Origin of the sequence: Nocardioides glacieisoli, assembly GCF_004137245.1 — a bacterium.
GTDB classification, from domain to species: domain Bacteria; phylum Actinomycetota; class Actinomycetes; order Propionibacteriales; family Nocardioidaceae; genus Nocardioides; species Nocardioides glacieisoli.
This window is the reverse complement of sequence record NZ_SDWS01000010.1, coordinates 25,483-52,023: the sequence shown is the minus strand read 5'-3', so window position 1 is coordinate 52,023 and position 26,541 is coordinate 25,483. Positions and strand designations below refer to the sequence as shown.

At 71.1% G+C, this 26,541-nt stretch carries 25 protein-coding genes; 19 read left to right on the top strand and 6 right to left on the bottom strand.

Translation table 11 applies throughout. The annotated features are described in order from the left end of the window. A complete protein-coding gene (locus EUA06_RS18740; protein WP_207208434.1) occupies nucleotides 1–1,341 on the bottom strand; it encodes an MFS transporter in 1,341 nt (446 codons plus the stop codon). A gap of 219 nt (nucleotides 1,342–1,560) precedes the next feature. On the opposite strand from EUA06_RS18740, the gene EUA06_RS18735 reads away from it, so the two are divergent. The 16 genes from EUA06_RS18735 to EUA06_RS18660 all read left to right on the top strand — a co-directional run bounded on the left by EUA06_RS18735 (nucleotide 1,561) and on the right by EUA06_RS18660 (nucleotide 19,788). Next, nucleotides 1,561–5,259 (top strand): nitrate reductase subunit alpha, encoded by a 3,699-nt coding sequence (locus tag EUA06_RS18735; RefSeq protein ID WP_129478638.1) that lies wholly within the window; start codon nucleotides 1,561–1,563, stop codon nucleotides 5,257–5,259. Beyond that, entirely contained in the window at nucleotides 5,259–6,923 is a 1,665-nt protein-coding gene (gene narH / locus EUA06_RS18730) for a nitrate reductase subunit beta (protein WP_129478636.1), read from the top strand. Before EUA06_RS18735 ends, narH begins: the two co-directional genes overlap by 1 nt. Then, on the top strand, nucleotides 6,923–7,624 hold the full coding sequence (gene narJ / locus EUA06_RS18725; RefSeq protein ID WP_129478634.1) for a nitrate reductase molybdenum cofactor assembly chaperone: 702 nt from the start codon (nucleotides 6,923–6,925) through the stop codon (nucleotides 7,622–7,624). The genes narH and narJ overlap by 1 nt, the downstream gene beginning before the upstream one ends. Next, the gene (narI, locus tag EUA06_RS18720) at nucleotides 7,621–8,355 is read left to right on the top strand and encodes a respiratory nitrate reductase subunit gamma (protein ID WP_129478632.1); all 735 of its coding nucleotides are present in this window, start codon (nucleotides 7,621–7,623) and stop codon (nucleotides 8,353–8,355) included. The genes narJ and narI overlap by 4 nt, the downstream gene beginning before the upstream one ends. A 30-nt stretch (nucleotides 8,356–8,385) precedes the next feature. Continuing rightward, complete coding sequence (locus EUA06_RS18715; RefSeq protein ID WP_129478630.1) at nucleotides 8,386–8,718, top strand: cupin domain-containing protein; 333 nt, start codon at nucleotides 8,386–8,388, stop codon at nucleotides 8,716–8,718. A gap of 3 nt (nucleotides 8,719–8,721) precedes the next feature. Then, the gene (locus EUA06_RS18710) at nucleotides 8,722–9,192 is read left to right on the top strand and encodes a hemerythrin domain-containing protein (RefSeq protein WP_129478628.1); all 471 of its coding nucleotides are present in this window, start codon (nucleotides 8,722–8,724) and stop codon (nucleotides 9,190–9,192) included. 23 nt (nucleotides 9,193–9,215) lie between these two features. Then, the gene (locus tag EUA06_RS18705; protein WP_242498248.1) at nucleotides 9,216–9,764 is read left to right on the top strand and encodes a nucleotidyltransferase family protein; all 549 of its coding nucleotides are present in this window, start codon (nucleotides 9,216–9,218) and stop codon (nucleotides 9,762–9,764) included. A gap of 42 nt (nucleotides 9,765–9,806) precedes the next feature. Next, complete coding sequence (locus tag EUA06_RS18700; RefSeq protein ID WP_129478624.1) at nucleotides 9,807–10,688, top strand: AAA family ATPase; 882 nt, start codon at nucleotides 9,807–9,809, stop codon at nucleotides 10,686–10,688. Further along, nucleotides 10,685–11,812 carry a vWA domain-containing protein gene (locus EUA06_RS18695; RefSeq protein ID WP_129478622.1) on the top strand — a complete coding sequence of 376 codons (1,128 nt, stop codon included), beginning with the start codon at nucleotides 10,685–10,687 and terminating at the stop codon, nucleotides 11,810–11,812. Before EUA06_RS18700 ends, EUA06_RS18695 begins: the two co-directional genes overlap by 4 nt. Then, nucleotides 11,805–12,938, top strand: coding sequence for an XdhC family protein (locus EUA06_RS18690; protein WP_165354447.1), 1,134 nt, complete (start codon nucleotides 11,805–11,807; stop codon nucleotides 12,936–12,938). Before EUA06_RS18695 ends, EUA06_RS18690 begins: the two co-directional genes overlap by 8 nt. Before the next feature lie 63 nt (nucleotides 12,939–13,001). Continuing rightward, on the top strand, nucleotides 13,002–13,904 hold the full coding sequence (locus tag EUA06_RS18685; protein WP_129478620.1) for an exonuclease/endonuclease/phosphatase family protein: 903 nt from the start codon (nucleotides 13,002–13,004) through the stop codon (nucleotides 13,902–13,904). A 92-nt stretch (nucleotides 13,905–13,996) separates the two neighbouring features. Further along, on the top strand, nucleotides 13,997–15,226 hold the full coding sequence (locus EUA06_RS18680) for a transcriptional regulator (RefSeq protein ID WP_129478618.1): 1,230 nt from the start codon (nucleotides 13,997–13,999) through the stop codon (nucleotides 15,224–15,226). A gap of 75 nt (nucleotides 15,227–15,301) precedes the next feature. After that, nucleotides 15,302–15,781: a (2Fe-2S)-binding protein gene (locus EUA06_RS18675; protein ID WP_129478616.1), complete on the top strand. Its 480-nt coding sequence runs from the start codon at nucleotides 15,302–15,304 to the stop codon at nucleotides 15,779–15,781. Then, nucleotides 15,778–18,240 (top strand): xanthine dehydrogenase family protein molybdopterin-binding subunit, encoded by a 2,463-nt coding sequence (locus EUA06_RS18670; protein ID WP_129478614.1) that lies wholly within the window; start codon nucleotides 15,778–15,780, stop codon nucleotides 18,238–18,240. Before EUA06_RS18675 ends, EUA06_RS18670 begins: the two co-directional genes overlap by 4 nt. Beyond that, nucleotides 18,237–19,082, top strand: coding sequence for an FAD binding domain-containing protein (locus EUA06_RS18665; RefSeq protein ID WP_129478612.1), 846 nt, complete (start codon nucleotides 18,237–18,239; stop codon nucleotides 19,080–19,082). Before EUA06_RS18670 ends, EUA06_RS18665 begins: the two co-directional genes overlap by 4 nt. A gap of 4 nt (nucleotides 19,083–19,086) precedes the next feature. Beyond that, the gene (locus EUA06_RS18660; protein WP_129478611.1) at nucleotides 19,087–19,788 is read left to right on the top strand and encodes an SRPBCC family protein; all 702 of its coding nucleotides are present in this window, start codon (nucleotides 19,087–19,089) and stop codon (nucleotides 19,786–19,788) included. 4 nt (nucleotides 19,789–19,792) lie between these two features. Here the strand turns inward: EUA06_RS18660 and EUA06_RS18655 are convergent, their stop codons facing one another. Further along, nucleotides 19,793–20,404: an alpha-ketoglutarate-dependent dioxygenase AlkB gene (locus EUA06_RS18655; protein WP_242498247.1), complete on the bottom strand. Its 612-nt coding sequence runs from the start codon at nucleotides 20,402–20,404 to the stop codon at nucleotides 19,793–19,795. Nucleotides 20,405–20,522: 118 nt separating this feature from the next. Here EUA06_RS18655 and EUA06_RS18650 point away from each other — a divergent pair, with 118 nt between their 5' ends. Beyond that, entirely contained in the window at nucleotides 20,523–21,245 is a 723-nt protein-coding gene (locus EUA06_RS18650) for a GntR family transcriptional regulator (protein WP_129478607.1), read from the top strand. 20 nt (nucleotides 21,246–21,265) lie between these two features. Here the strand turns inward: EUA06_RS18650 and EUA06_RS18645 are convergent, their stop codons facing one another. Continuing rightward, nucleotides 21,266–21,844 carry an HD domain-containing protein gene (locus EUA06_RS18645; RefSeq protein WP_129478605.1) on the bottom strand — a complete coding sequence of 193 codons (579 nt, stop codon included), beginning with the start codon at nucleotides 21,842–21,844 and terminating at the stop codon, nucleotides 21,266–21,268. Continuing rightward, the gene (locus tag EUA06_RS18640) at nucleotides 21,841–22,713 is read right to left on the bottom strand and encodes an oxygenase MpaB family protein (protein WP_129478603.1); all 873 of its coding nucleotides are present in this window, start codon (nucleotides 22,711–22,713) and stop codon (nucleotides 21,841–21,843) included. Before EUA06_RS18640 ends, EUA06_RS18645 begins: the two co-directional genes overlap by 4 nt. A 93-nt stretch (nucleotides 22,714–22,806) precedes the next feature. On the opposite strand from EUA06_RS18640, the gene EUA06_RS18635 reads away from it, so the two are divergent. Next, nucleotides 22,807–23,268, top strand: a complete 462-nt coding sequence (locus EUA06_RS18635) for a MerR family transcriptional regulator (RefSeq protein ID WP_129478601.1) — start codon at nucleotides 22,807–22,809, stop codon at nucleotides 23,266–23,268. 49 nt (nucleotides 23,269–23,317) lie between these two features. Next, nucleotides 23,318–24,358: an NAD(P)-dependent alcohol dehydrogenase gene (locus tag EUA06_RS18630; RefSeq protein WP_129478600.1), complete on the top strand. Its 1,041-nt coding sequence runs from the start codon at nucleotides 23,318–23,320 to the stop codon at nucleotides 24,356–24,358. Nucleotides 24,359–24,365: 7 nt separating this feature from the next. On the opposite strand, the gene EUA06_RS18625 is transcribed toward EUA06_RS18630, so the two are convergent. Together EUA06_RS18625 and EUA06_RS23140 are read right to left on the bottom strand one after the other, a co-directional pair. Next, nucleotides 24,366–26,015 carry a DNA repair helicase XPB gene (locus EUA06_RS18625; protein WP_129478598.1) on the bottom strand — a complete coding sequence of 550 codons (1,650 nt, stop codon included), beginning with the start codon at nucleotides 26,013–26,015 and terminating at the stop codon, nucleotides 24,366–24,368. Then, nucleotides 26,012–26,536, bottom strand: a complete 525-nt coding sequence (locus tag EUA06_RS23140; protein ID WP_129478597.1) for a CGNR zinc finger domain-containing protein — start codon at nucleotides 26,534–26,536, stop codon at nucleotides 26,012–26,014. The genes EUA06_RS18625 and EUA06_RS23140 overlap by 4 nt, the downstream gene beginning before the upstream one ends. Between the last annotated feature and the right edge of the window lie 5 nt (nucleotides 26,537–26,541).

Here is a 26,541-nt window from a genome sequence, read left to right as displayed (position 1 = left end):
TCAGGCGGTGGGTGCCGGCGCCAGCCCGGGAGCGGGACGGCGGTCGTCGGACGGGTTCTCGAGTCGACCGGCGAGCTCCGGGGACTCAGCGTGCAGCATGCGGACGACGGTCCAGTGCATCCAGACGGCACAGACGAGGGTCAGGACGAACAGGACGAAGAAGGTGCTCGACGGAAAGCCGGACCACGCCTTGGTGTAGGCGAACAGCGGTGGCAGGAAGAAGCCGCCGAGCCCGCCGAGCATGCCCACCAGCCCGCCGACCGCGCCGACGTTGTCGGGGAAGTACTCCGGGATGTGCTTGAAGACCGCCGCCTTGCCGACGCCCATCGCGCACCCGAGCAGGAAGACGAGCACCGCGAACGGCACCACCCCGATGCTGTAGGCCAGGTGCTCGCTCTGCGTGCCGTCGGGATGGCTGATGACGATGTGGCCGTTGGGCATCATCAGGATCCCGGTCACGACGAGCATGGCCCCGAAGGTCCAGTAGATGACGCGCCGCGCGCCGAAGCGGTCGGACAGGTGTCCCCCGAAGGGACGCAGCAGGGACGCCGGGAAGATGTACGTCGCGGTCAGCAGGGCGGCCGACTGGAGCGAGACGTCGAAGTTGTCCATGTAGTAGGTCGGCAACCAGGCCGCGAGCGCGACGTACGCACCGAAGACGGCCACGTAGTAGAGGCTGAACCGCCACACCCGCATGCTCCGCAGCGGCCGCACCTGCTGGCGGAGCGGCTGGCCCGTCCCGGGCGCCCGGTCCTGCTCCGGAGTGCCGAACCAGACCAGCGCAGCCATGACCAGCAGCAGCACGGCGTACACGACCGGGACCAGGCGCCAGCCCCCGTCGACGAAGCCGAAGTAGGTGGCACCGGCGGTGCCGGCGATCAACGGCGGACCGATGAACTTGGTGACCGACGCGCCCACGTTGCCCGCCCCGAAGAGGCCGAGCGCGAAGCCCTGCCGTTCACGGGGCTGCCAGGCGGAGTTCCACGCGATGCCGGCGGAGAACGAGTTGCCCCCGAATCCCACGAAGAAGGCGAGCACGACGAGCATGGCGTACGAGTCCGCGCGCGAGACGAGGTACGCGGGCACCGCCGTCGCGGCGAGGAGGAAGGTCATCACCTTCCGGCCGCCGATGCGGTCGGTGATCATGCCGGTGGGGAGGCGCCAGAGCGAGCCGTTCAGCGCGGCGGCCGCCACGATCCACGACAGCTGGACCTCGGTGAGGCCGAACTCCTCCTGGATGGGCTTGCCGAGGATGCCGAACATCAGCCACACCGCGAACATCAGGGTGAACCCGACGGTGGACAGCCACAGCACTCGGTCCTGGCCGGTCGTCTCGCTCATCAGCACTCCGTTCTCGACGAGGCGGGCACGACCCACCATCCCGGAAACTAGGGCGCTTCGGAACAACTCGGCCAACCGTGAGGACCTTGGTCCCGCACATCCGGGACCTAGTGCTCCTACTGCGCGCCAGGGGTGGCCGCACGGATCGCGGCCCCCTATGGTCGGGATCGCGGGCTGCTGTCCCGCCGCCACCTGGCGCACCCTCACCACGGAGGTCTGATGAGTCTCGAGAGCCCGCTTTCCTCGGCCCTGATCGGCGGTCGCCGGTTCTTCACCAAGGCGGAGGTGAGCGAGGACCAGCGGACTCTGCACAAGAAGGGCGGTCGCGAGGGCGACGTGTTCTACCGGGACCGGTGGAGCCACGACAAGGTGGTGCGGTCCACGCACGGCGTCAACTGCACCGGCTCCTGCTCCTGGAAGGTCTACGTCAAGGACGGGATCATCACCTGGGAGGCGCAGCAGACCGACTACCCGAGCGCCGGGCCCGACCGTCCCGAGTACGAGCCGCGCGGGTGTCCGCGCGGTGCGGCCTTCAGCTGGTACACCTACAGCCCGACGCGGGTGCGCTACCCCTACGTCCGTGGCGTCCTCCTCGAGATGTTCCGCGCGGCCAAGCAGCAGCACGGGGACCCGGTCGTGGCCTGGGGCTCGATCGTGCAGGACGAGGAGAAGGCGCGGGCGTACAAGAAGGCGCGCGGCAAGGGCGGCCTCGTCCGCGCGAGCTGGGACGAGGTGGCCGAGATCGTGGCCGCCGCCCACGTCTACACCGTCAAGCGCTGGGGTCCGGACCGGATCGCCGGCTTCTCGCCCATCCCGGCGATGTCGCCGGTCTCGTACACGTCCGGTGCCCGGTTCCTCGAGCTCATCGGCGCGCCGATGCTGTCGTTCTACGACTGGTACGCCGACCTCCCCAACGCCTCACCCCAGATGTTCGGTGACCAGACCGACGTCCCGGAGTCGGGCGACTGGTGGGACGCGGGCTACCTGATGATGTGGGGCTCCAACGTCCCGGTGACGCGCACGCCCGACGCCCACTGGATGACCGAGGCGAGGTACCGCGGCCAGAAGGTCATCGCCATCGCGCCGGACTACGCCGAGAGCGTGAAGTTCGCCGACGAGTGGGTGACCCCCGCGCCGGGCACCGACGGTGCGCTCGCGATGGGCATGGGCCACGTCATCCTCAAGGAGTTCTTCGTCGACTCCACCACGCCGTTCTTCGAGGGCTACACCAAGCAGTTCACCGACCTGCCGCACCTGGTCTGCCTCGAGCCCGCCGCGGACGGGTCGTACCGGCCCGGCAAGTTCCTCGTCGAGGGCGACCTCGGCGGCACGAGCGAGAACGCCATGTGGAAGCCGGCGCTCATCGACGCGGGCACCGGCGAGGTGCGGATCCCGCACGGCTCGATCGGTGACCGGTTCGGTGACGAGGGCGTGGGGAAGTGGAACCTCGAGCTGGGGGACATCGACCCGGCGCTCAGCATGTACCGCGACCACCAGGGCGGCACGCGCGAGGCCGTCGAGGTCGAGCTGCCCCGCTTCGACGCCGCTGACGGCAAGGTCCTCCACGAGCGGCGCGGCGTCCCGGTCGCGCGGGTCGGTGACCGCGTCGTCACCACCGTGCTCGACCTGCTGCTGGCGCAGTACGGCGTGGCCCGCGACGGCCTGCCGGGCCAGTGGCCGCGCACCGACGCGGCCGACCCGTACGGGTACGACGACCCCGCCGTGCCCGCCACCCCGGCGTGGCAGGAGCAGCACACCGGCGTGCCGGCGAGCCAGGTCACCCGGCTGGCGCGCGAGTGGGCGCAGAACGCCATCGACAGCGAGGGTCGCGGGATGATCCTGCTCGGTGCCGGCGTCAACCACTGGTTCCACTCCGACCAGATCTACCGCGCGATCCTGCTGCTCACCACGATCACGGGCACGCAGGGACGCAACGGCGGTGGCTGGGCACACTACGTGGGGCAGGAGAAGATCCGCCCGATCATGGGCTTCCAGCACATGGCCTTCGCCCTGGACTGGCACCGCCCGCCGCGCCACATGAACCAGACCGCCTACTGGTACGTGAACACGTCGCAGTACCGCTACGACACGTTCAGCGCCGACGACCTCGACGCGGGCACCGGGATCTTCGCCGGGCGGTCGGTGATGGACCTTCTCGCCCAGTCGGTCCGGCTCGGGTGGTCGCCGTCGTACCCCACCTTCGACCGCAGCAGCCTGCAGCTGGCCGACGACGCCGAGGCGGCCGGGATGGACGCCCCGTCGTACGTCGCCGCGGAGCTCAAGGCCGGGAACCTCCGCTTCGCCGTGGAGGACCCCGAGCACGAGGACAACCACCCACGGATCCTGTCGCTGTGGCGCTCCAACCTGCTCGGGTCCTCGGCCAAGGGCAACGAGTACTTCCTGCGCCACCTGCTGGGCACCGACTCGGCCGCGACGGCCGTCGAGGCGCCGCCCGACAAGCGACCGCAGGACGTGGTGTGGGCGGAGCAGGCGGCCGAGGGCCGGCTGGACCTGCTGATGACGATCGACTTCAGGATGACGTCGTCGACGATCTTCAGCGACGTCGTGCTGCCGGCCGCGACGTGGTACGAGAAGCACGACCTGTCGACCACCGACATGCACCCGTTCGTGCACTCGTTCAACCCCGCGATCGCGCCGCCGTGGCAGACGAAGTCGGACTGGGACACCTGGAAGGTCATCGCGAAGAAGTTCTCCGAGCTGGCCGTCGTCCACCTCGGCACCCGCAAGGACGTGATCGCCAAACCGCTGTGGCACGACACCCCGGAGGCGATGGCGAGCGAGCACGGCGTGGTGCAGGACTGGAAGACCGGTGAGGTCGAGCCGGTCCCGGGCAAGACCATGCCGGTGATCGCGGTCGCGGAGCGCGACTACACCGCGATCTTCGAGAAGATGACCTCGATCGGTCCGCTGCTGGAGAAGGTCGGCATGCTCACCAAGGGCGTGGCCTACGACGTCAAGCGCGAGGTCGAGATCCTGCGCCGTCGCAACGGTGTCGTGCACGGGGGAGCAGGGGACGGCCAGCCCAAGGTCGAGACCGACATCCAGATGGCCGACGCGATGCTCCACCTCGCGGGGGTCTCCAACGGCCACCTCGCCACGCAGGGCTTCCGGTTCCTGGAGAAGCGCACCGGCACCGAGCTGGCCGACCTCGCGGCCGAGCACGAGGGCAAGCAGATCACCTTCGCCGACACCCAGGTCGCGCCGGTGCCGGTGATCACCTCGCCGGAGTGGTCCGGCTCGGAGTCGGGCGGGCGGCGCTACAGCCCCTTCACCATCAACATCGAGCGGAAGAAGCCGTTCCACACCCTCACCGGCCGCCAGCAGTTCTACGTCGACCACGACTGGTTCCTCGGTATGGGCGAGATGCTCCCGGTCTACCGACCACCGCTGAACATGACGGAGCTCTTCGGGGAGGCGCCCATCGGCGAGCAGAACGAGCTCGGCGTCTCGGTGCGCTACCTCACCCCGCACAACAAGTGGTCGATCCACTCCGAGTACCAGGACAACCTGTTCATGCTCTCGCTCTCGCGCGGCGGCCAGTCGGTCTGGATGTCGGACCGCGACGCCGCCAAGGTCGGGATCAAGGACAACGACTGGATCGAGATGGTCAACCGCAACGGCGTCGTCGCGGCCCGCGCCATCGTGAGCCACCGGATGCCGGAGGGCACCGTCTACATGCACCACGCCCAGGACCGGCTGATCGACGTGCCGCTCACGGAGCGGGACGGCAAGCGGGGAGGCATCCACAACAGCCTCACGCGCGTGCTCATGAAGCCCAACCACATCGTCGGCGGCTACGCCCAGCTCGCCTACTTCTTCAACTACATAGGCCCGATCGGCAACAATCGCGACGAGGTCACGATGATCCGCAAGCGGACCGCGAAGGTGGAGTACTGATGCGCGTGATGGCTCAGATGGCCATGGTGATGAACCTCGACAAGTGCATCGGGTGCCACACCTGCTCGGTCACCTGCAAGCAGGCCTGGACCAACCGGACCGGCACCGAGTACGTCTGGTTCAACAACGTCGAGACCCGCCCCGGTCTCGGCTATCCCCGGACGTACGAGGACCAGGACGAGTGGGAGGGCGGCTGGGTCCGCAAGCCCAACGGGCGCCTCGCACTGCGAGCCGGCGGCCGCGTGAAGAAGCTGCTCAGCATCTTCTCCAACCCCAAGCTGCCCTCGATCGAGGACTACTACGAGCCCTGGACCTACGACTACGAGACCCTCCTCAACTCGCCTCAGACCGACACCTTCCCGGTGGCCCGGCCCAAGAGCCTGATCTCGGGCAAGGACATGAACGTCGAGTGGTCGGCCAACTGGGACGACGACCTCGGCGGGTCGCAGGAGCACGCGGCGCGCGACGTGATGCTCAAGGGCATCGAGGACAAGGTGAAGCTCGAGTTCGAGCAGACCTTCATGTTCTACCTGCCACGCATCTGTGAGCACTGCCTCAACCCGTCGTGCGCCGCGTCGTGCCCCTCCGGTGCGATCTACAAGCGGGCCGAGGACGGCATCGTGCTCGTCGACCAGGACCGCTGCCGCGGCTGGCGGATGTGCGTCTCGGGCTGCCCGTACAAGAAGGTCTACTTCAACCACAAGACCGGCAAGGCCGAGAAGTGCACGTTCTGCTACCCGCGCATCGAGGTCGGCATCCCGACGGTGTGCTCGGAGACCTGCGTGGGGCGGCTGCGCTACATCGGGCTGATGCTCTACGACGCCGACGCGGTGCTGGAGGCGGCGGCGGTCGAGGACGAGCATGATCTGTACGAGGCCCAGCGCGGCGTGTTCCTCGACCCCCGCGACCCGGAGGTGGAGCGGGCGGCCCTCGCCGCCGGCATCGAGGCCGACTGGATCGAGGCCGCGAAGAAGTCGCCCGTCCTGCGGCTGATCACCGACTACAAGGTCGCCCTGCCGCTGCACCCGGAGTACCGCACCATGCCGATGGTCTGGTACATCCCGCCGCTGTCGCCCGTGGTCGACGTCGTCAAGGAGACCGGTCAGGACGCAGAGGACCGGGGCAACCTGTTCGCCGCGATCGACACGCTGCGGATCCCCGTCGAGTACCTCGCCAACCTGTTCACGGCGGGTGACGTCGAGCCGGTGGACGGCGTGCTGAAGAAGCTCGCCGCGATGCGCTCCTACATGCGGGACATCAACCTCGGGCGCGAGCCCGACGCATCCATCCCCGCCGCCGTCGGCATGACGGAGGAGGAGATGTACGAGATGTTCCGCCTGCTGGCGATCGCCAAGTACGCCGACCGCTACGTGATCCCGCCGGCGCACGCCGAGCAGGCCCATGCGCTGGAGGAGCTGGCCACCGACTGCGCCGTCGACTTCGACGCCGCCGGCTCGCACTACGACCAGGCGCTGCTGGGTGAGGGCGCCGGCTATCCGACGCCGGTGGCGGTCGAGAACTTCCGGATGCTCCAGGACCGGCAGACCTCCGACTCGCTCGCCGCGCCCGACGACAAGGCCAGCCGGGTGAACCTCCTCAACTGGGACGGCAGGGGGACGCCGGAGGGGCTGTTCCCGCCGCGCGACGGGACGGGTGGTCGGTGATGTTCCGACGCAGGGGCGCGGCCGTCCGCGACGCGGACGCCGCCCGGGTCTGGGCGGTGTGCTCGGTCCTCCTGGACTACCCCACCGAGGAGATGGTGTCGTCCCTCGACGACCTCGAGTCGCTGGTCCCGGATGACGAGCACCTCGTCGGACTGATCCGGCACATGAGGGGCGCGACGCTCGCCGAGCTGCAGCAGGACTACGTCGTCACCTTCGACCACACCCGCAAGTGCGCGCTCTACCTCACCTACTTCGCCTACGGCGACACCCGCAGGAGAGGCGCCGCGCTCGTGCAGTTCAAGGAGGCCTACCGGCGCGGAGGCGTCGAGTGGTCCGAGGAGCACGGCGAGCTGCCCGACCACCTGTGCGCGGTCCTGCAGTTCGGCGCCACCGTCGACCTCGCGATCGGGCGGCAGCTCCTCGAGGACCACCGGGCCGGCGTGGAGATGCTCCGGCTCGCCCTCACCGGCTGGCGCAACGACGACGGATCGACCGGCTCGCCGTGGGCAGCAGCGCTGGTGGCGATCTGTGCCACGCTGCGTGAGCTCCGGGGCGAGGAGGCGGACGCCGTACGCCGCCTGGTCGAGCAGGGCCCACCGGCTGAGGAGGTCGGCCTCTCCGGCTACGGCGCGGACCCTGCCCTCGCCACCGGCCCGACCATCATCTCGTCCGCCGCGATCCCCGTAGGAGCTCCGCGATGAACGTCTTCCTCTGGGTGATCGTCCCCTACCTCTGCCTCGCGGTGTTCGTGGTCGGGCACGCGTGGCGCTACCGCTACGACAAGTTCGGGTGGACCACGCGCTCCTCACAGCTCTACGAGGACCGGTTGCTCCGGCTGGGCTCACCGCTCTTCCACTTCGGCATGCTCGGCGTCGTCGGGGGTCACGTGATCGGGCTGCTGGTGCCGCGGTCGTGGACCGCCGCCGTGGGCATCGACGACCACCTCTACCACTACGCAGCGGTCGGCGGCGGCCTCGTCGCCGGGGTGATGGCACTGGTCGGCATGTGCATCCTCATCTACCGGCGCCGCACGGTCGGGCCGGTCTTCTCGGCCACCACCGTGATGGACAAGGTGATGTACGCCTTCCTCGCCGCCGCGATCGTGCTGGGCATGTGGAACACGATCGCCGGCTCGATCTTCAGCCTCGGCGGGGAGTACAACTACCGTGAGGGCGTCTCGGTCTGGTACCGATCGTTCCTCGCCTTCCAGCCCGACGCCGAGCTGATGGCCCAGGCGCCGATCGGGTTCAAGCTGCACGCGCTCGTGGCGTTCGCCCTCTTCGCGCTGTGGCCGTTCACCCGGCTCGTGCACGTCTTCAGCGCGCCGCTCGGCTACCTGACGCGCCCCTACATCGTCTACCGCTCCCGCGACTCCCGGCCGGGCCAGCCCGGCAGCACGCCGAGCCGGCGTGGCTGGGACCGGGTGGGCTGACCAGACCATCACCGATCAAGGAGTGCACCCATGAAGACGACCTCGCTCCACCAGCTGGCCGACGAGCAGCTCGCCGCCGCCCGCGAGGCGAGCAGCGGCCGCGCGTCGGTCACCGTGTTCGGCGGCCACGAGCACGACCTGCGCCAGACCGTCGTCGCGCTGGCCGGCGGCCGGTCCCTCGGCGAGCACGAGTCGCCCGGCGACGCGAGCCTCCAGGTCCTCGTCGGCACGGTCCGGCTGACGGCAGGGGAGGACGTCTGGGAGGGCGGCGCCGGGGACTACCTGGTGATCCCTCCACACCGGCACGACCTCCATGCCGACACCGACGCGGTGGTGCTCCTGACGGTCGCCACGCGGTCCTGACCGGTGTGCCACTACTGCGGGTGCCGGCACATCCCCCTCATCCGCGACTACATCGCCGAGCACGAGCACGTGCTCGACCTCGGCCACCTGGCGCTGGAGCAGATCGGCCGCGGTGAGCTCGACCAGGGCCAGGCCACCGTCGCCCGGATGCGCGCCGAGCTGAGGTCGCACTGGCAGGGCGAGGAGGAGGGCGTGTTCGCGCTGATGCGCGGCGAGGAGCTCTACCGTGAGCACATCGACCCCCTCATCGCGGAGCACCGGGCGCTCGACGAGGTCCTGCGTACCCTGGACGTGCGCGACCCCGACCAGCTCGCGGTGCTCCGCGACGAGGTGGCGGAGCTGCGCGTGCACATCTCCAAGGAGGAGGACGGCATCTTCCCGGTCACCCTGGTGGAGTTCAGCGGACCCGAGTGGGACCTGGCGATCGACGCCTGGGAGCGAGCGCACCCCGGCCAGCAGCTGATGCCGGACTAGCGGACGGGGACGGAGGCGTGGCCGTGGAGGTGGTGGGACTGCTGCTCGCGGCCGGGGCGGGGGAGCGCTTCGGCGGGCCCAAGGCCCTGGCCCGCGACGGCGACGGGACCTCGTGGCTGCTGCGGTCGGTGCAGGCTCTCCGGGGCTGCGCCGAGATCGTGGTGGTGCTCGGCGCCGAGGCACAGCGAGCTGCAGCCCTGCTGCCGATGTCGGTGTCGCGGATCCACGCGGACAACTGGGAGGAGGGGATGGGTGCCTCGCTGCGCGCCGGCCTGACGGCCCTGGCGATGACCGACCACGACGTCGCCCTCGTCTCGCTCGTCGACCTCCCCGACGTCGATGCCGGCGTCGTGGGTCGCCTCCTCGACGCGGCGACAGGGAGGGACGACCTCGCCCGGGCGGCGTACGACGGTGTGCCGGGACACCCCGTGCTGATCGGCCGCGACCACTGGGCGGGCGTGGTCGAAAGCGCCACGGGCGACCGTGGGGCGCGCGACTACCTCGCCGCCCACGACACCCGCCTGGTCGAGTGTGGCGACCTCGCGACGGGTGCCGACGTCGACCGCCGGTGACGCTCCAACGTCCGACCAACGTGCCGGTCGTAGCCTGACGCCATGGTCGAAGGACTGGACTCCGCAGCGGACGTCGCCGCCCGCCTGGGCACGACCGGCTACCTCGCCGACGCCGAGCTGGCCACCGTCGTCTTCCTCGCCGCCCGCATGCAGCGACCGCTGCTGCTCGAGGGCGAGCCCGGGACCGGCAAGACGGCGCTCGCGGAGGCGCTGTCGCAGAGCCTCGGCCTGCCGCTGGTGCGGCTGCAGTGCTACGAGGGGATCGACGCCAGCCAGGCGCTCTACGACTGGGACTTCCCGCGGCAGATCCTGCACCTCCGCGCGCTCGAGGCGGCCGGCGCGGTCGACTCCGACGAGGCGGAGAAGAGCCTCTACGACGAGCGGTTCCTGCTGGCGCGCCCGGTGCTCTCCGCGCTGCGCCAGGCCCCGGCCGTGCTGCTGGTCGACGAGGTGGACCGTGCCGACGACGAGTTCGAGGCGTTCCTGCTCGAGGTGCTCTCGACCTGGCAGGTGACGATCCCGGAGTTCGGCACCGTCACCGCCCCCGAGCCGCCGCTGGTGGTGCTGACCTCCAACCGCACCCGCGAGCTCCACGACGCGCTCAAGCGGCGCTGCCTCTACCACTGGATCGACCACCCGGGCCTCGAGCGCGAGGTCGAGATCGTCCGCTCGCGGGCGCCCGAGGTGAGCGAGACGCTCGCCCGGCAGGTGGTCGGGCTGGTCCAGCAGCTGCGCACGCGCGACGACCTGCTGAAGCCGCCGGGTGTCGCCGAGACCCTCGACTGGGCGCGCGCCCTGACCTACCTCGGCACCGCCGAGCTCGACCTGGCCTCGGCCGCCGCGACGCTGGGTGCGCTGCTGAAGTACCGCGAGGACGCCGACCGGGTGAAGGCCGCGCTCGACCGGATGCTGGCACAGGCATGACGGTCGTGCGCGAGGTCGACGAAGTGCTGCTCGGCTTCACCCGTGCGCTCCGCGCCGCCGGTGTGGCGGTCACCCAGGACCGGTCGCACGCCTTCCTCGCCGCCGTCGCGGAGGTCGGGGCGGACGACGGGCAGGCGGTGTGGTGGGCCGGCCGGGCCACCCTGTGCGCGTCGCCCGACGACCTGTTCCGGCACGACCAGGTGTTCGCCGCCTGGTTCAACGCGCGCGACGGCCTGCCGCAGTCGCGGCCGAAGGACGCCTCGCGTCCGGCGACCGCGCACCTGCTGCCCGATGCGGAGGGAGCCGGGGGCAGTGACAACGAGGCGGACGACGAGGACGTGGTCCGCGCCGCGGCCTCAGCCGCGGAGGTGCTCCGCCACCGCGACGTCGCCTCGCTCGACGCCGCGGAGAAGCGGCGGCTGGCGCGGATGTTCGTGCGCCTGTCGCTGCGCCCGCCCACCCGGCGTACGGCCCGGCACCAGAGGTGGCACCGCGGCGAGGTCGACGCGTCCCGCACGCTGCGACGCTCGCTGCAGCACCTCGGCGAGCCGGGCGAGATCGCCTGGCGCCGTCGCGCGGTGCGACCGCGCCGGGTGGTGCTGCTGGTCGACGTCAGCGGGTCGATGAGTGCGTACGCCGACGCCCTCCTGCGGCTCGCCCACCGCCTGACCCAGTCGGCGCGGACCACGGGCGGCACCGTCGAGACCTTCACGGTCGGCACCCGGCTGACCCACGTCACCCGTGCGCTGCGCTCGCCCGACGCCGACCGCGCGATCGTCGCTGCCGGTGAGGTCGTGCCGGACTGGTCGGGCGGCACCCGGCTGGGCGAGACGCTGCGGGTCTTCCTCGACCGCTGGGGGCAGCGCGGGATGGCCCGCGGCGCCGTGGTCGTGGTCTTCAGCGACGGGTGGGAGCGCGGCGACGCCGAGCTGCTGGGCCAGCAGATGGCACGCCTGCAGCGGATCTCCCACCGTGTCGTCTGGGTCAACCCCCACCGCGGCAAGGCCGGCTACGAGCCGCTCCAGGGTGGCGTCGTCGCTGCCCTGCCGCACTGCGACGACTTCCTCGCCGGCCACTCGCTGGCGACGTTCGCCGAGCTGACCGAGGTGATCTCCCGTGCGTGACGTGCTGCCCGAGCTGATGCAGTGGTGGGAGGCCGGCGAGACGATCGGCGTCGGCACCGTCGTCGCCACCTTCCGGTCGGCGCCGCGGCCGCCGGGCGCCTCGATGCTCGTCGGTCCCGACGAGACCGCCGTGGGATCGGTGTCGGGCGGCTGCGTCGAGGGCGCGGTCTACGAGCTCGCCCAGACCGTCGTCTCGTCCGGCGAGCCCGTGCTCGAGCGCTACGGCGTCTCCGACGACGACGCCTTCGCGGTCGGCCTGACCTGTGGCGGCATCCTCGACGTCTTCGTCGAGCAGGTCTCCCGCACCACCTTCCCGCAGCTCGGTGAGGTGGCCGCCGACATCGAGGCCGGTCGTCCGGTCGCCCTCGCCACCGTCATCGAGCACCCGGACCCCTCGTGGCTGGGCAGGCGGATGATCGTCCGGCCCGACGCCCCCGCGGACGGAAGCCTGGGGTCCGACCGGGCCGACGCGGCGGTGCACGACGACGCGCTGGGCCTCCTGGCGATCGGCACCAACGCCACGCTGACCTACGGTCCCGACGGCGAGCGTCGCGGCGAGGGGATGCGGGTGTTCGTCTGGGGCTTTGCGCCCAAGCCCCGGATGCTGGTCTTCGGCGCGATCGACTTCGCGGCCGCCGTGGCCAAGGTCGGGTCGTTCCTCGGCTACCACGTCACGGTGTGCGACGCCCGCCCCGTCTTCGCCACCAGCTCGCGCTTCCCGGGTGCCGACGAGGTGGTCGTCGACTGGCCGCACCGCTACCTGCAGGCCGAGCTCGACGCGGGCCGCATCGACCGGCGTACGGTCCTGGCGGTGCTCACGCACGACCCGAAGTTCGACGTGCCGCTCCTCGAGGTGGCACTGCGGCTCGCGGACGACGTACGCCCCGGCTACATCGGCGCGATGGGCTCGCGGCGCACGCACGACGAGCGGCTGGAGCGGCTGGTCGAGGCCGGGCTGACCGATGCCGAGCTGGCCCTGCTGTCCTCCCCGATCGGCCTCGACCTCGGCGCCCGGACGCCCGAGGAGACCGCTGTGTCGATCGCGGCGGAGATCGTCGCGCGGCAGTGGGGCGGGTCGGGGGAGCGGCTCGCGTCGACGCAGGGCCGGATCCACCACGACGACTGAAGGACGAGGCGGGGACGGCCGACGATTGGCCCGATCGCAGGGTGGCCACCTAGGGTCTTTCGAATGTTTCGCCACCCCCCGTTGCACCGCATCATCGCTCGGCTGGCCGCACTGGTCACCGCGCTGGTCCTGCTGACCGCTGCCCCCACCCTGGTCGGTGCGCCGGCACAGGCGCGCGAGGACACGGGCACGAGCACCCGCACCGCGTCGAAGCTGCCGGTGCGCTTCGGCGTGGCGACGCTGAACCTGAAGAAGGGGATGCGGGTCGCCGGGATGCGGCACGACATCGGCCGGGTGCTCGACGGCGACGCCTCGGTGATCGGCTTCCAGGAGCGGCTGTTCAGCCGGAAGGCCCTGCGGGCCTCGCTGCCGAAGTCGTGGACGCTGCTGATGCCGCACGGTCCCACCGGCACCGACGACAACCCGATCGCCTTCGACAAGGACGTCTGGAAGCTGGAGAAGACCTGGTCGGCGCTGCTGACCGGGAAGACCTGGCGTCGGCAGAGCGGGCAGGTCGCGCACGACCAGTACGGCGTGGTGGCGGTGCTCCGCCACCGGCGGACCGGCCACACGATCCGCGCCGTGAGCTTCCACCTCCCCAACCACCTGCACAACCGACGCACCGGCGGTCCCAACTACGGCAACCTGGCCGGGGTCCAGGCGATGTGGAGGATGGCCAGCCGGATCCGCGACCTCGAGAACGGTGCGCGCCCGGCCCACCAGTTCGTCGCGATGTGCGACTGCAACGTCACGGAGAACCGCGACCTCACCGACGACCTGGTGAAGGGGCGGATCACCAAGCCGCTGCGGCTGGAGACCAACTACAGCGGCCGCAAGGGCGGGTCGGGGATCGACTACGTGATGGCCGAGCGCGGCTCGGAGTTCCGGATCGACTCCTTCGAGATGTACCGCCGGCTGGTCACCGACCACCCCGGCATCGTCGCCACCTTCCGCCGCGCGCGCTGAGGGGACTGCCGGACCTGGCGACCCGGGTCCGTCCTGCCCTGTTGCGAGCGTCACACTCGGGCTAGGTTGGCCGCGACCCGTGGGGAGCCGCCATGTCGACGAGTGATGACCTGCACGCACGCAGGCTGCGAGCCGTGCGCGCCTGGACGCACTTCGTCGCCGACGGCGACAAGGAGGCCGACACCGTCCGTCCGGAGATCCTGAGCAGCTGGCAGCTCTCCGGCGTGGTCTCGCCGGACGTGACCCACGCACCGCTGGACGACGAGGGCGACACTGCCGAGTTCTGGAACCAGTCGCCCCTGCAGACCGCCGTGACGCGGGTGCAGGACGAGCTGCGCCGGACGGCGGAGGACGGCGACCTCGTCATCGCCGTGACCGACGAGCAGACCCGCATCCTCTGGACCTACGGGGGCCGGGTGATGCGCCGCAAGGCCGAGACCGTGAACTTCGTGCCCGGCGGTCGGTGGGACGAGGCGAGCGTCGGCACCAACGCGCTCGCCATCGCCGGCCGGACCGGCGCCCCGTCGATGGTCTTCAGCGCCGAGCACTACGCCGAGGTCGTGCACAACTGGGTGTGCTGGGCCGCACCGGTCTTCGACCCCGTGACCGGTCGACCGCTGGGCGTGATCGACCTCTCGACGACCTGGGACCGCACCCACCCGATCGGCCTCGCGACGGCGCGCGTGATGGCACGACTGATCGAGGGGGCGCTGCCGGCAGACCGGCGTACGTCACCGCTCGGGGCCACCGCTCCCGCCGACCCCGGCCTCACGCTGACCCTCCTCGGCACCGCGGAGGTGTGGCTCGACGGGCAGCGACTGCTGCTCAACAGGCGGCAGACCGAGATCCTCGCGCTGCTGGCGATGCACCCGGGCGGCCTCTCCGTCGAGCACCTCCACTCGCTGCTCTACGGCGACTCGTCGGTCACCACCTCGACGCTCAAGGCCGAGGTGTCGCACCTGCGCGCTGCGCTCGCAGGGCAGCTGTCGTCGCGCCCCTACAAGCTGACGCTCCCGGTCACCACCGACGTCGAGGAGGTGCAGCGGCTGCTGCGCCGCGGCGACGTCAGGGCGGCCGTGCGGGCCTACGGCGGCGACCTGCTGCCCGGCACCGAGTCGCCGGCACTGGTGCAGATGGGCGACTACCTCGCCGTGAGCGTCCGGGAGGCGCTGCTCGTCCAGCCCGACCCCGACGCGGTCCTGCGCTACAGCGACCTCGCTCCCTACGACACCGCGGTCGTCGAGGCATGCCTGGCCTCCCTCTCGGTCCACCACCCGGTGGCGCCGCTGCTCAAGGGCAAGCTCGCGGCGGGCCGGGGCTAGTCAGTCCAACCATCCGCCAACCAGCGCGACCTAGGTTCGCACCAGACGTGACCCGCCTCACACTGGAGTGGCCTGATGACGAAGATCGAACTCACTGTCGACGGGGCTGCGGTCTCCGACGATGTCGAGCCGCGCATGCTGCTGGTGCAGTACCTGCGCGAGAAGCTCGGCAAGACCGGCACCGTGATCGGCTGCGACACCTCCAACTGCGGGGCGTGCACCGTGCACCTCGACGGCACGAGCGTGAAGTCGTGCAACGTGCTCGCCGTGCAGGCCAGCGGCCGCACCGTGACCACGATCGAGGGCCTCGCGGACACCGCCGAGGGCGACCTGCACCCGGTGCAGGAGGCGTTCCGCGAGTGCCACGGCCTCCAGTGCGGCTTCTGCACGCCCGGGATGGTGATGCAGGCCGTCGACCTGCTCGGTGAGAACCCGAACCCGACCGAGGAGGAGGTGCGGCTCGGCATGGAGGGGAACCTCTGTCGCTGCACCGGCTACCACAACATCGTCAAGAGCGTGCTCCACGCCGCCGAGACCCAGGGGGCGAAGGCATGACCGCCACCCAGGACCGCCCGGCCGCCGAGATCGGCAAGGACCGCCGGCGCAAGGAGGACCAGCGCCTGATCACGGGTCGCACGCGCTGGACCGACAACATCACCCTGCCCGGGATGCTGCACCTCGCGATGGTGCGCAGCCCGTTCGCCCACGCGAACATCACCTCGATCGACACCGAGGCAGCCAAGGCCTCGCCCAACGTGGTCGCCGTGCTGAGCGGCAAGGACTTCGGCGAGGAGCTCGGCGCCTGCATCAACGCGTGGCCGATCACCCCGGACCAGAAGACCCCCGCCCACTCGCCGATGCCGGCCGACCGGGTCGCCTTCGCCGGCGAGATCGTCGCCGTGGTCGTCGCCCGCACTGCCGCCGAGGCCCGTGACGCCGCCGAGCTCGTCGACGTGGAGTACGACGAGCTGCCGGCCGTCGTCGGCATCAAGAACGCGCTCAAGGACGAGGTGCTGGCCCACCCCGACCTGGGCACCAACAAGTCGGCGCTGTGGGTCTTCGACTCCGGCGAGGCCGGCACCGGGACCGATGCCGAGGCGGCCATCACCGAGGCCCGGGCCAACGGCATCGTGATCGAGCGCGAGTACCGCCAGCAGCGGCTCATCCCGGCCTTCATGGAGCCGCGCAGCGTCGTGGTGGACCCGACCAGCGAGCAGATGACCATGTGGTCGGCCACCCAGATCCCGCACATCCTGCGGTTCGCCCTGGCGGCCACCACCGGCGTGCCCGAGAGCAAGATCCGGGTCATCGCCCCGGACGTCGGCGGTGGCTTCGGCGGCAAGCTGCAGGCGACGCCGGAGGAGTGGATCGCCTGGGCCGTCGCCCGACGTCTGGCGAAGCCGGTGAAGTACACCGAGACCCGCAGCGAGAGCCTGATGGCGGCCCACCACGGCCGCGACCAGGTGCAGACGCTGACCCTCGCGGCCGACAAGGACGGCAAGGTCACCGGGCTCAAGGTGCACCTCGACGCCGACCTCGGGTCCTACGTCGCCATCGTCGGCGGCGGTGTCCCGGTGCTGGGCGCGTTCATGTTCAACGCGATCTACAAGTTCCCGGCCTACCGCTTCGAGTGCCAGACGGTCCTCACCAACACGACCTTCACCGACGCCTACCGCGGCGCCGGCCGGCCGGAGGCGACGTACGCCATCGAGCGGCTCATGGACGAGCTCGCCGCGGAGGTGGGCGTCGACCCGCTGGAGATCCGCGAGCGCAACTGGATCACCCACGAGGAGTTCCCGTTCACGACGGTGGCAGGGCTGGAGTACGACACCGGCAACTACGAGGCCGCCACGGCGAAGGCCAAGGCGTCCTTCGGCTACGACGAGCTGCGTCGCGAGCAGGCCGAGCGTCGTGAGCGCGGCGACCGGGTGCAGCTCGGCATCGGCGTCTCGACCTTCACCGAGATGTGCGGGCTGGCCCCGAGCCGGGTGCTCGGCAGCCTCGACTACGGCGCCGGCGGCTGGGAGAGCGCGAGCGTGCGCCTGACCCCGCTCGGCAAGGTCGAGGTCGTCACCGGTGCGAGCGCCCACGGGCAGGGCCACGAGACGGCGTTCAGCCAGATCGTCGCCGACCGCCTTGGGGTGCCCTTCGAGGACGTCGAGGTGCTGCACGGTGACACCCAGGTGGCACCCAAGGGCCTCGACACCTACGGCTCGCGGTCGCTGGTGGTGGGCGGCGAGGCGCTGGTCAAGGCGGTCGACAAGGTGATCGACAAGGCGAAGGTCCTCGCGGCGCACCTGCTCGAGGCCAACGCCGACGACCTGGACTACGCCGACGGCAGGTTCACCGTGCGCGGCACCGACCAGGGCAAGGCGATCCAGGAGCTGGCGACGGCGACCTTCGCGGGGCACGACTACCCCGAGGGCATGGAGCTGAGCCTCGACGCCGACGCGACCTACGACCCCGTGAACTTCAACTACCCGCACGGCACGCACCTCTGCGCGATGGAGGTCGACACCGAGACGGGTGCGGTGAAGATGAGGAAGTACACCTGCTGCGACGACATCGGCACGATCATCAACCCGTTGATCGTCGCCGGGCAGGTCCACGGCGGGCTCGTGCAGGGCATCGCGCAGGCGCTCTGGGAGGAGGCGGTGCACGACGAGGCCGGCACGCTCGTGAGCGGGTCGTTCGTCGACTACCTGCTCCCCACGTCGGCCGACACGATCTCCTTCGACGTCGTGCACACCGACGAGCCGAGCATCTGCACGACCAACACGCTCGGCACCAAGGGCGTCGGCGAGGCGGGGACCATCGCGTCGACCCCGGCAGTGGTCAACGCCGTCGTGGACGCCGTACGCCACCTGGGCGTGAACGACGTGCAGATGCCGTGCACGCCGGAGCGGGTCTGGCGGGCGATCCACGCCAACGACGGGGACGCACCGACACCAGCCGATGCGATGCCTCACTTCCAAGAAGGCTCTCTCAACCAGGACGAAGGAGCGGGCGCATGATCCCGGTGAAGTTCGACTACCTCGCACCCACGTCGGTCGAGGAGGCGCTGTCCGCGCTCGGCGAGCACGGCGACGAGGCGAAGATCCTGGCCGGCGGGCAGAGCCTGCTGCCGGTCCTGCGGATGCGGCTCAACGCGCCCGAGGTCGTCATCGACCTCGGTGGCATCTCCTCGCTGCGGGGGATCCGCGACGACGGCGACGCGATCGTCATCGGCGCGATGACCACGCACCACGACGTCCGCGACCACGAGCTGGTCAAGGAGCACGTGCTGCTGATCTCCAAGGCGGCGGCCGAGGTCGCCGACTCGCAGATCCGGCACCGCGGCACCTTCGGCGGCGCCCTCGCGCACGCCGACCCGGCCGGTGACCTCGGCGCTCCGGCGCTCGCCCTGGGCGCGCAGTTCGTGATCGCCGGTGCGGGTGGCACCCGCACGGTGGAGGCCGACGACTTCTTCGTCGACCTCTTCGAGACGGCCATCGGCGACGACGAGATCCTCACCGAGGTCCGGATCCCGAAGCACACCGGTTGGGGCGCGCACTACGAGAAGTTCGTGCGTGTCGCCCACCAGTGGCCGATCGTCGCGGTCGCGGCGACCGTGAAGGGCTCCATCGACGAGGCGAAGATCGGTCTGACCAACATGGGCTCGACGCCGCTGCGGGCGCGCGCCACCGAGGCCGCGCTCGCCGGTGCGAGCGCGACCGAGGACGGCGTACGAGCTGCGGCGGAGCAGGCGGCCGAGGGCACCAACCCGCCCTCGGACCTCAACGGCGCGGCTGACTACCGCCAGCACCTCGCACGCGTGCTGACCGGTCGGGCCGTCCTGAAGGCCGCGGGGGTCTGAGTCAGTGGAGCTGACCCACCGCTTCACCGTCCCCATCGGCGTCGAGGAGACCTGGGAGCACTTCAATGACATCGCGTCGGTCGCCGAGTGCTTCCCGGGTGCCCAGGTCACCGAGGCCGACTCCGACTCGTTCGCGGGCTCGGTGAAGGTCAAGCTCGGTCCGATCGCGCTGCTCTACAACGGCACCGGCACCTTCGTGGAGAAGGACGAGGCGGCGCACCGCTTCGTCGTCGACGCCAAGGGCAAGGACAAGCGCGGCAACGGCACGGCCGGAGCCAACGTGGTGGTCACGATGACCGACGCGGGCGGCTCGACGGACGTGTCGGTGCAGACCGACCTCGCCATCACCGGCAAGCCCGCGCAGTTCGGCCGCGGCGTGATGCAGGACGTCTCGGACAAGCTGCTCGGGCAGTTCGTCGCCTGCCTCGAGCAGCGGCTGACCGCTCCGGAGCCCGCTCCTGCCGAGCCCGCCCCCGCACCACCGTCCGGCGCGGGCGACCCCGCGCCGGGCGGTGACCCACTGGCCGCCGCGGCTGCTGCACCGCCGCCGAAGCCGGCGGCACCGAGGCCGCCAGCGCCCCCGCAGTCCACCGAGGCGCTCGACCTCGGCAGCGCGGTGCTGCCGGTGCTGCTCAAGTCGTACTGGAAGCAGGCCCTGGCCGCGGTCGTCGGGCTCGTGGTGCTGCGCAGGGTGTTCCGGCGCTGACCCGCTAGAACACGTTGAGCGGGCGGAACTGCACCGAGATCCGCGGCCCGGAGTGGGCGACCTTGGGCACCGCGTGCTCCCAGGTGCGCTGGCACGAGCCGCCCATCACCACCAGGTCCCCGTGGCCCATCGTCAGCGCGATCGACGAGCCGCCACCCCGCGGGCGGAGCAGCAGGCGGCGGGGGTCGCCGACGCTGACGATGGCGACCATGGTGTCCTCGGCGCGGCCCCGGCCGATGGTGTCGCCGTGCCAGGCGACGGAGTCGCGGCCGTCACGGTAGTAGCAGCAGCCGGCGGTCACGAACGGCTCACCGAGCTCCGGCAGGTAGTGGGCGCTCAGGTCCGCGCGCGCCCGGACGAGCGCGGGATGGGGGAGCGGGTCGTCGGCGAGGTAGGTGTGCACGAGGCGCGGCACGTCGACCACGGCGTCGTACATCTCCCGGCGCTCCGCACGCCACGGCACCCGCTCGACGAGCGCCGTGAAGACGGCGTCGGGGTCGTGGAGCCAGTCGCGCCGGACGTCGACCCAAGCGCCCCGGGACAGCACGCGTCGCTCCGGCGCGAGCGACGCGGCGACGGCGGTCTCGTCGGCGAAGAGGGACGACTGGAAGTCCACGAGGGGCAGCATACCCGATGGTCGAACGTGTGTTCGATCGTCAAGATACCCCGAAGGTTTTACCACATGGTTCGTCAATTACCAGACACCGGTCCAGCCCAGTCCTAGCCTGACAAGCATGGATCAAGTGGACCTCGTCGTACCGCGCCAGCGTGCGCTGAAGCATGTCCAGGTCCGTGAGCACGTCCGCGGCCTCATCGAGGCGCAGCCGCCGGGTTCCGCAGCACCGTCCGAGCGCGAGCTGGTCGCTCGCTTCGGCGTGGCGCGGATGACCGTACGACAGGCGCTCGACGCGCTCGTCGCCGAGGGTCTGCTGGAGCGCATCCCGGGACGTGGCACGTTCGTCGCGCAGCCGCCCAAGACCGCCGGTCGTCTGACCTCCTTCACCGAGGAGATCAAGCGCCGGGGCATGCTGCCGGAGTCCCAGACACTGTTGGCCCGCGTCGAGCAGGCCGGCCCTGGTGTCGCCCGAGCGCTCGACATCTCGCCCGGTGACCCCGTGCTGCACTGGCGCCGACTGCGCCGTGCCGACCAGGCCATCGTGTGCGTCGAGGACGCCTACCTCAACGAGGTGCTGCTGCCGGGGTTCCTCCAGCACGGCACGCCGACGAGCCTCTACGAAGCCCTCGCCGCGCGCGGCCTGCGGCCGACGGAGGTCGAGGACTCGATCAGCGCCGACCGCGCCAGCGCGGAGGAGGCTGCCGTGCTCGAGATCGCCGAGGGCGACCCGGTCCTGCGCCACGCACGTCGTGCGGTGTCGGGCGGCCGGATCGTCGAGGTCTCGCGCACGTGCTACCGGCACGACCGCTTCACGGTCTACCTCCAGCTCGCGGACCACTAGGTCCCACGTCCGGGGCACGCCTACCCGCGCCCGAGCTCCTCGAGCTCCCGCGCGACGTTGGCGCGCGCCTGCTCCTCCCACAGCTCGCGTCCGCGGGCGGTGTGGAACAGCGACGGTGACGCCGCCAGGTCGGCGAGCACGGCTGCCCGCCCGGCGCGGAAGTCCTCGTCGCTGACGTGCGCGAAGTCGGTGCGCACGCCGGCGACGTAGGCCTCGTAGCGCTCCTGCGGTGTCGCGAGGATCCCGAGGTCGGCGTCGCTCAGGGCCGCGCCGGCCGCGTCGTCGTCGGCCGGGCTGTGGTGCACGGTCATCCGCACGAGCCGGGCCACCTCGTCGGCGTACGCCTGTGGCAGCGCGCGCTCGGCCCACTGGGCCGACCGCTCCTCGTCGTCGTCCGCCCCGTCGTAGACCGCGTCGTGGAACCACGCCGCGAGGGCGACGGTGGTCGCGTCGAAGCCGGCACTCCCCAGCTCCTCGAGCCGGTCGAGCACCTCGGCGAGGTGGAGCCGGTCGTGGTAGCCGTCGCGGTCCCAGGCGGCGAGCAGCTCGTCGCGCAGGTCGTCGTGGTCGTCGAGCGGCCAGCGGTCGGCGAGGCTCATGCCCGCGCGGCGGTCTCGCGCTGCAGGGCCGCAGCCTGCTGGTGCCCGGACGACATGGCCCAGCGGATGGTGCGGGTGCCGAGCTGGCCGAGCACCCGGTTGGTCACGGGCGGCACCCGGGGCAGCCGGAGCTCGCGCCGCGCGTCGGGCGGCAGCAGCCCGATGGCGGCCGTGGCGAGGGACAGGTACCCCGGACGGGCCGCGAGGGGCAGGTCCGGGTGGAGCAGGAGGAACCGGATCGCATCGTGGGCCGCGGGCGTCCCGCGCAGCTCGGGGCCGTAGGCCGCCAGCATCCGCCGCAGCTCCTCCTCGGTCTGCGGGGGATCGATCACGCCGAGGTGGGCGGCCGCCACGCCGGTCTGGGCGACGTACTCGTCACGCTCCGGCCCGACGAGCCGACGCTGGCCGTAACGGTCGTGGGCCGCGAGGAAGCTGTCGATCTCGGCCACGTGCACCCAGCCGAGCAGGTGCGGGTCGCTGGCGGCGTACGGCGTGCCGTCGGGCATCGTGCCGACGACCGACTCGTGGGCGCGCTGGACGGCCCGGATGATCTGCAGCGCGTCGCGCTCGGTGCCGAAGGTCGTCATCGCGAGGTAGGTGGAGACCTGGGCGAGCCGACCCCACATGTCGCCCTGGTAGCCCGAGTGGTCGGCCACGCCCTGCATCGCCGCCGGGTGCAACGACTGCAGCATGATCGCCCTGATCCCGCCGACGAACATGGAGGCGTCGCCGTGCACGCGGGCGATGGGGGAGTCGGGGGCGAACCAGCGCGGACCCACCGTGCCGTGGACACGCTCGCGCGCCTGGTCGCCGTTGGGACCGGCGACCTTGCGGAACAGCTCGGTGTCGATGCGCTCGCGGAGGTTCACGTTCCCGAGGCTAGCCGGGGACTCCACGCAGGAGAGCCACGTCACGCGGTGGCCCTTTGACTTCGAGTACTCGAAGTTCCTACCGTCGATGACGTGACCACCCACGCCGATGCCCGCAGCTACTCCATCAAGGAGGCGGCAGCCCTCACCGGGCTGCCGGCCAGCACGCTGCGCTACTACGAGCAGATCGGCGTCATCGCGCCGATCGGCCGCGGCGCGAGCAGTGGTCACCGCGTCTACGACGACGGTGACCTCGACCAGCTCATGTGGGTGTCGTGCCTGGCCGCCACCGGCATGTCGATCGGCGACATGCGCGCCTACATGGCCAACACCAGGCTCGGCGCGGAAGCCGCTGCGGACCAGCGTCGGCTGCTCGAGGAGCAGCAGGCGCGCCTGACGACCGAGGCAGAGGCGCTGGCCCTGCGCCAGCGCTACGTCGCGCTCAAGATCGACTACTGGCGCGCGGTTGCCGACCACGACACCGCCCGGAGCGAGCAGATCTCGCGCCGGGCCCGCGAGCTCGCTGACGAGCTGCGCGCGGTCACGCACGACTAGTCCGACACCCGGACCGTCCATCCCCCCGAGAAGAACGGAAGGCTCCAGCATGCGCGTCAACGCCTATGCAGCACCCGCCGCCGGCCAGCCGCTGGCTCCCACGACCATCGAGCGCCGCGAGGTCGGCGCCAACGACGTGCTCATCGACATCGAGTACGCCGGCATCTGCCACTCCGACATCCACACCGTCAACGGCGACTGGGGCCCGCAGCCCTTCCCGCTCGTGCCGGGCCACGAGATCGTCGGCCGGGTCACCGAGGTCGGCTCCGGGGTGAGCCGCCACCAGGTCGGCGACCGCGTCGGCGTCGGCTGCATGGTCAACTCGTGCGGCGAGTGCGACCGCTGCGCCAGCGGTGACGAGCAGTACTGCGTCCAGGGCATGGTCGGCACCTACGCCGCCACCGACCGCGACGGTACGACGACCCAGGGCGGTTACTCGACCCACGTCGTCGTGGACGCCGACCACGTCCTGTCGATCCCGGAGAGCCTCGACGCCGCGGCCGCCACGCCGCTGCTGTGCGCCGGCATCACGACGTACTCGCCGCTGAAGCACTGGAACGCCGGTCCGGGCAAGAAGGTCGCGGTCGTCGGCCTGGGCGGTCTCGGCCACATGGCCGTCCAGATCGCGCACGCGATGGGCGCCGAGGTCACCGTGCTCTCCCAGTCGCTGAAGAAGCAGGAGGACGGCCTGCGCCTCGGCGCGGACCACTACTTCGCGACGAGCGACCCCGACACGTTCGAGGCCCTCGCCGAGTCGTTCGACCTCGTCATCAACACGGTGAGCGCCCGGATCGACGTGAGCGCCTACCTCGGCCTGCTCGACGTCAACGGCGCGCTGGTGAACGTCGGCGCCCCGGCGGAGCCGCTGGACGTCAACGTCTTCGCGCTGCTCTCCAACCGGCGCTCCTTCTCCGGCTCGATGATCGGCGGGATCGCGGAGACCCAGGAGATGCTCGACTTCTGCGCCGAGCACGGCATCGCCTCCGAGGTCGAGGTGATCCGCGCCGACCAGGTCAACGAGGCCTACGAGCGCGTCCTCGCCTCCGACGTGCGCTACCGCTTCGTGATCGACGCGAGCACGCTGGACTGACCGGGGGTCAGGTCGGCTCGGCGGTGAGGTCGCCCGCATCGATGATGCGGTAGGCGTAGCCCTGCTCGGCGAGGAAGCGCTGCCGGTTCTGGGCGAAGTCGGCGTCGACCGTGTCGCGCGAGACGATCGTGTAGAAGTGCGCGCTGCGGCCCTCGGTCTTGGGGCGCAGCAGCCGGCCGAGGCGCTGGGCCTCCTCCTGCCGCGAGCCGAAGGAGCCACTGATCTGGATCGCCACCTCGGCCGAGGGCAGGTCGATGGAGAAGTTCGCCACCTTGCTCACCACGAGCAGCCCGATCTCGCCGGAGCGGAAGGCGTTGAAGAGCCGCTGTCGTTCCTTGACCGGCGTCTCGCCCTTGATGACCGGGGCGTCGAGCATCTCGGCGACCTCGTCGAGCTGGTCGATGTACTGACCGATCACGAGGGTCGGCTGGTTTGCGTGCTGTCGCACCAGGTCGCGTACGACGTCGATCTTGGCGTGGGTGCACGAGGCCAGGCGGTAGCGGGTGTCGGGGTCCGAGGTGGCGTAGGCCAGTCGCTCGCCGTCGGGCAGGGTGACGCGGACCTCGACGCAGTCGGCAGGCGCGATGTAGCCCTGCGCCTCGATGTCCTTCCACGGGGCGTCGTAGCGCTTGGGGCCGATCAGCGAGAAGACCTCGCCCTCACGGCCGTCCTCGCGCACGAGCGTCGCGGTGAGGCCGAGGCGGCGACGCGCCTGGAGGTCGGCGGTCATCCGGAAGATCGGCGCCGGGAGCAGGTGCACCTCGTCGTAGACGATCAGGCCCCAGTCGCGGGCGTCGAGCAGGTCGAGGTGCGGGTAGACGCCCTTCCGCTTCGTCGTCAGCACCTGGTAGGTCGCGATGGTGACGGGGCGGATCTCCTTGACGGCACCGGAGTACTCCCCGATCTCGTCGGGGGTCAGCGACGTCCGCGCGACCAGCTCGTCCTTCCACTGCCGCGCGCTGACGGTGTTGGTGACGAGGATCAGCGTGGTGGCCTGCGCCTGCGCCATCGAGGCCGCGCCGACGATGGTCTTGCCGGCACCGCAGGGCAGCACGACGACGCCGGACCCGCCGTCCCAGAAGGACTGGGCCGCCTCGCGCTGGTAGGGCCGGAGCGTCCACCCGTCCTCGGCGAGGTCGATCGCGTGCGCCTCGCCGTCGACGTAGCCCGCGAAGTCCTCGGCCGGCCAGCCGAGCTTGAGCAGGGCCTGCTTGAGGTTGCCCCGCTCGCTCGGGTGCACCGCGACGGAGTCGTCGTCGAGCCGCGCGCCGACCATCCCGGCGATCTTCTTGGCGCGGAGCACCTCCTCGAGCACCGGGCGGTCGGTGCTCGACAGCACGAGTCCGTGCACCGGGTGCTTCTCGAGGCGGAGCCGGCCGTAGCGGCCCATCGTCTCGGCGACGTCGACGAGCAGCGCGTGCGGGACGGCGTAGCGGCTCCACGTCAGCAGCGCGTCGACCACCTGCTCGGCGTCGTGACCGGCGGCGCGGGCGTTCCAGAGGCCGAGCGGTGTCAGGCGGTAGGTGTGGATGTGCTCGGGCGAGCGCTCGAGCTCGGCGAAGGGCGCGATCGCCTTGCGGGCCTCGGCGGCCGACGGGTGGTCGACCTCGAGCAGGAGCGTCTTGTCGGACTGGACGATGAGGGGTCCGTCGTTCACGCGGAGGCCGCCTTCTGGCGCGCGCGGAAGGCAGCGACGTTGGCGCGCGAGGAGCACCGGTCGGAGCAGTAGCGACGCGACTGGTTGGGTGAGGTGTCGACGAAGACCTTGTCGCAGCGGGGCTCGGAGCAGATGCCGAGCCGGGTCGCGCCGAGGTCGCAGACCAGGTTGGCCAGCCCCATCAGCGACTCGGCGATCAGCAGCTCGGCGACGGACGACGCCCGGTTGGTGACGTGCATGTGGAGGTTGGCCGGGTCGTGGTCGGAGATCATCGGCGTGACCGGGTGGCTCGCGAGCAGGTCGTTGAGCGACCCGACCACGAGGGGTACGTCGTCCACGTCGGAGGCCTCGAAGACCGGCCGCAGCTCGGCCTGGAAGGACGTCAACGACGCGATGTCCGCGGGCGCCACCGAACGGTGCAGCCACGATCGGTCCGCCAGGTGCTCGTGCAGCGCCGCCTCGTCGGGGAGGTCGGCGTTGACGAGCGCTGCGGCGCGCTCGGCGTAACGGATGAAGTCCACCGACC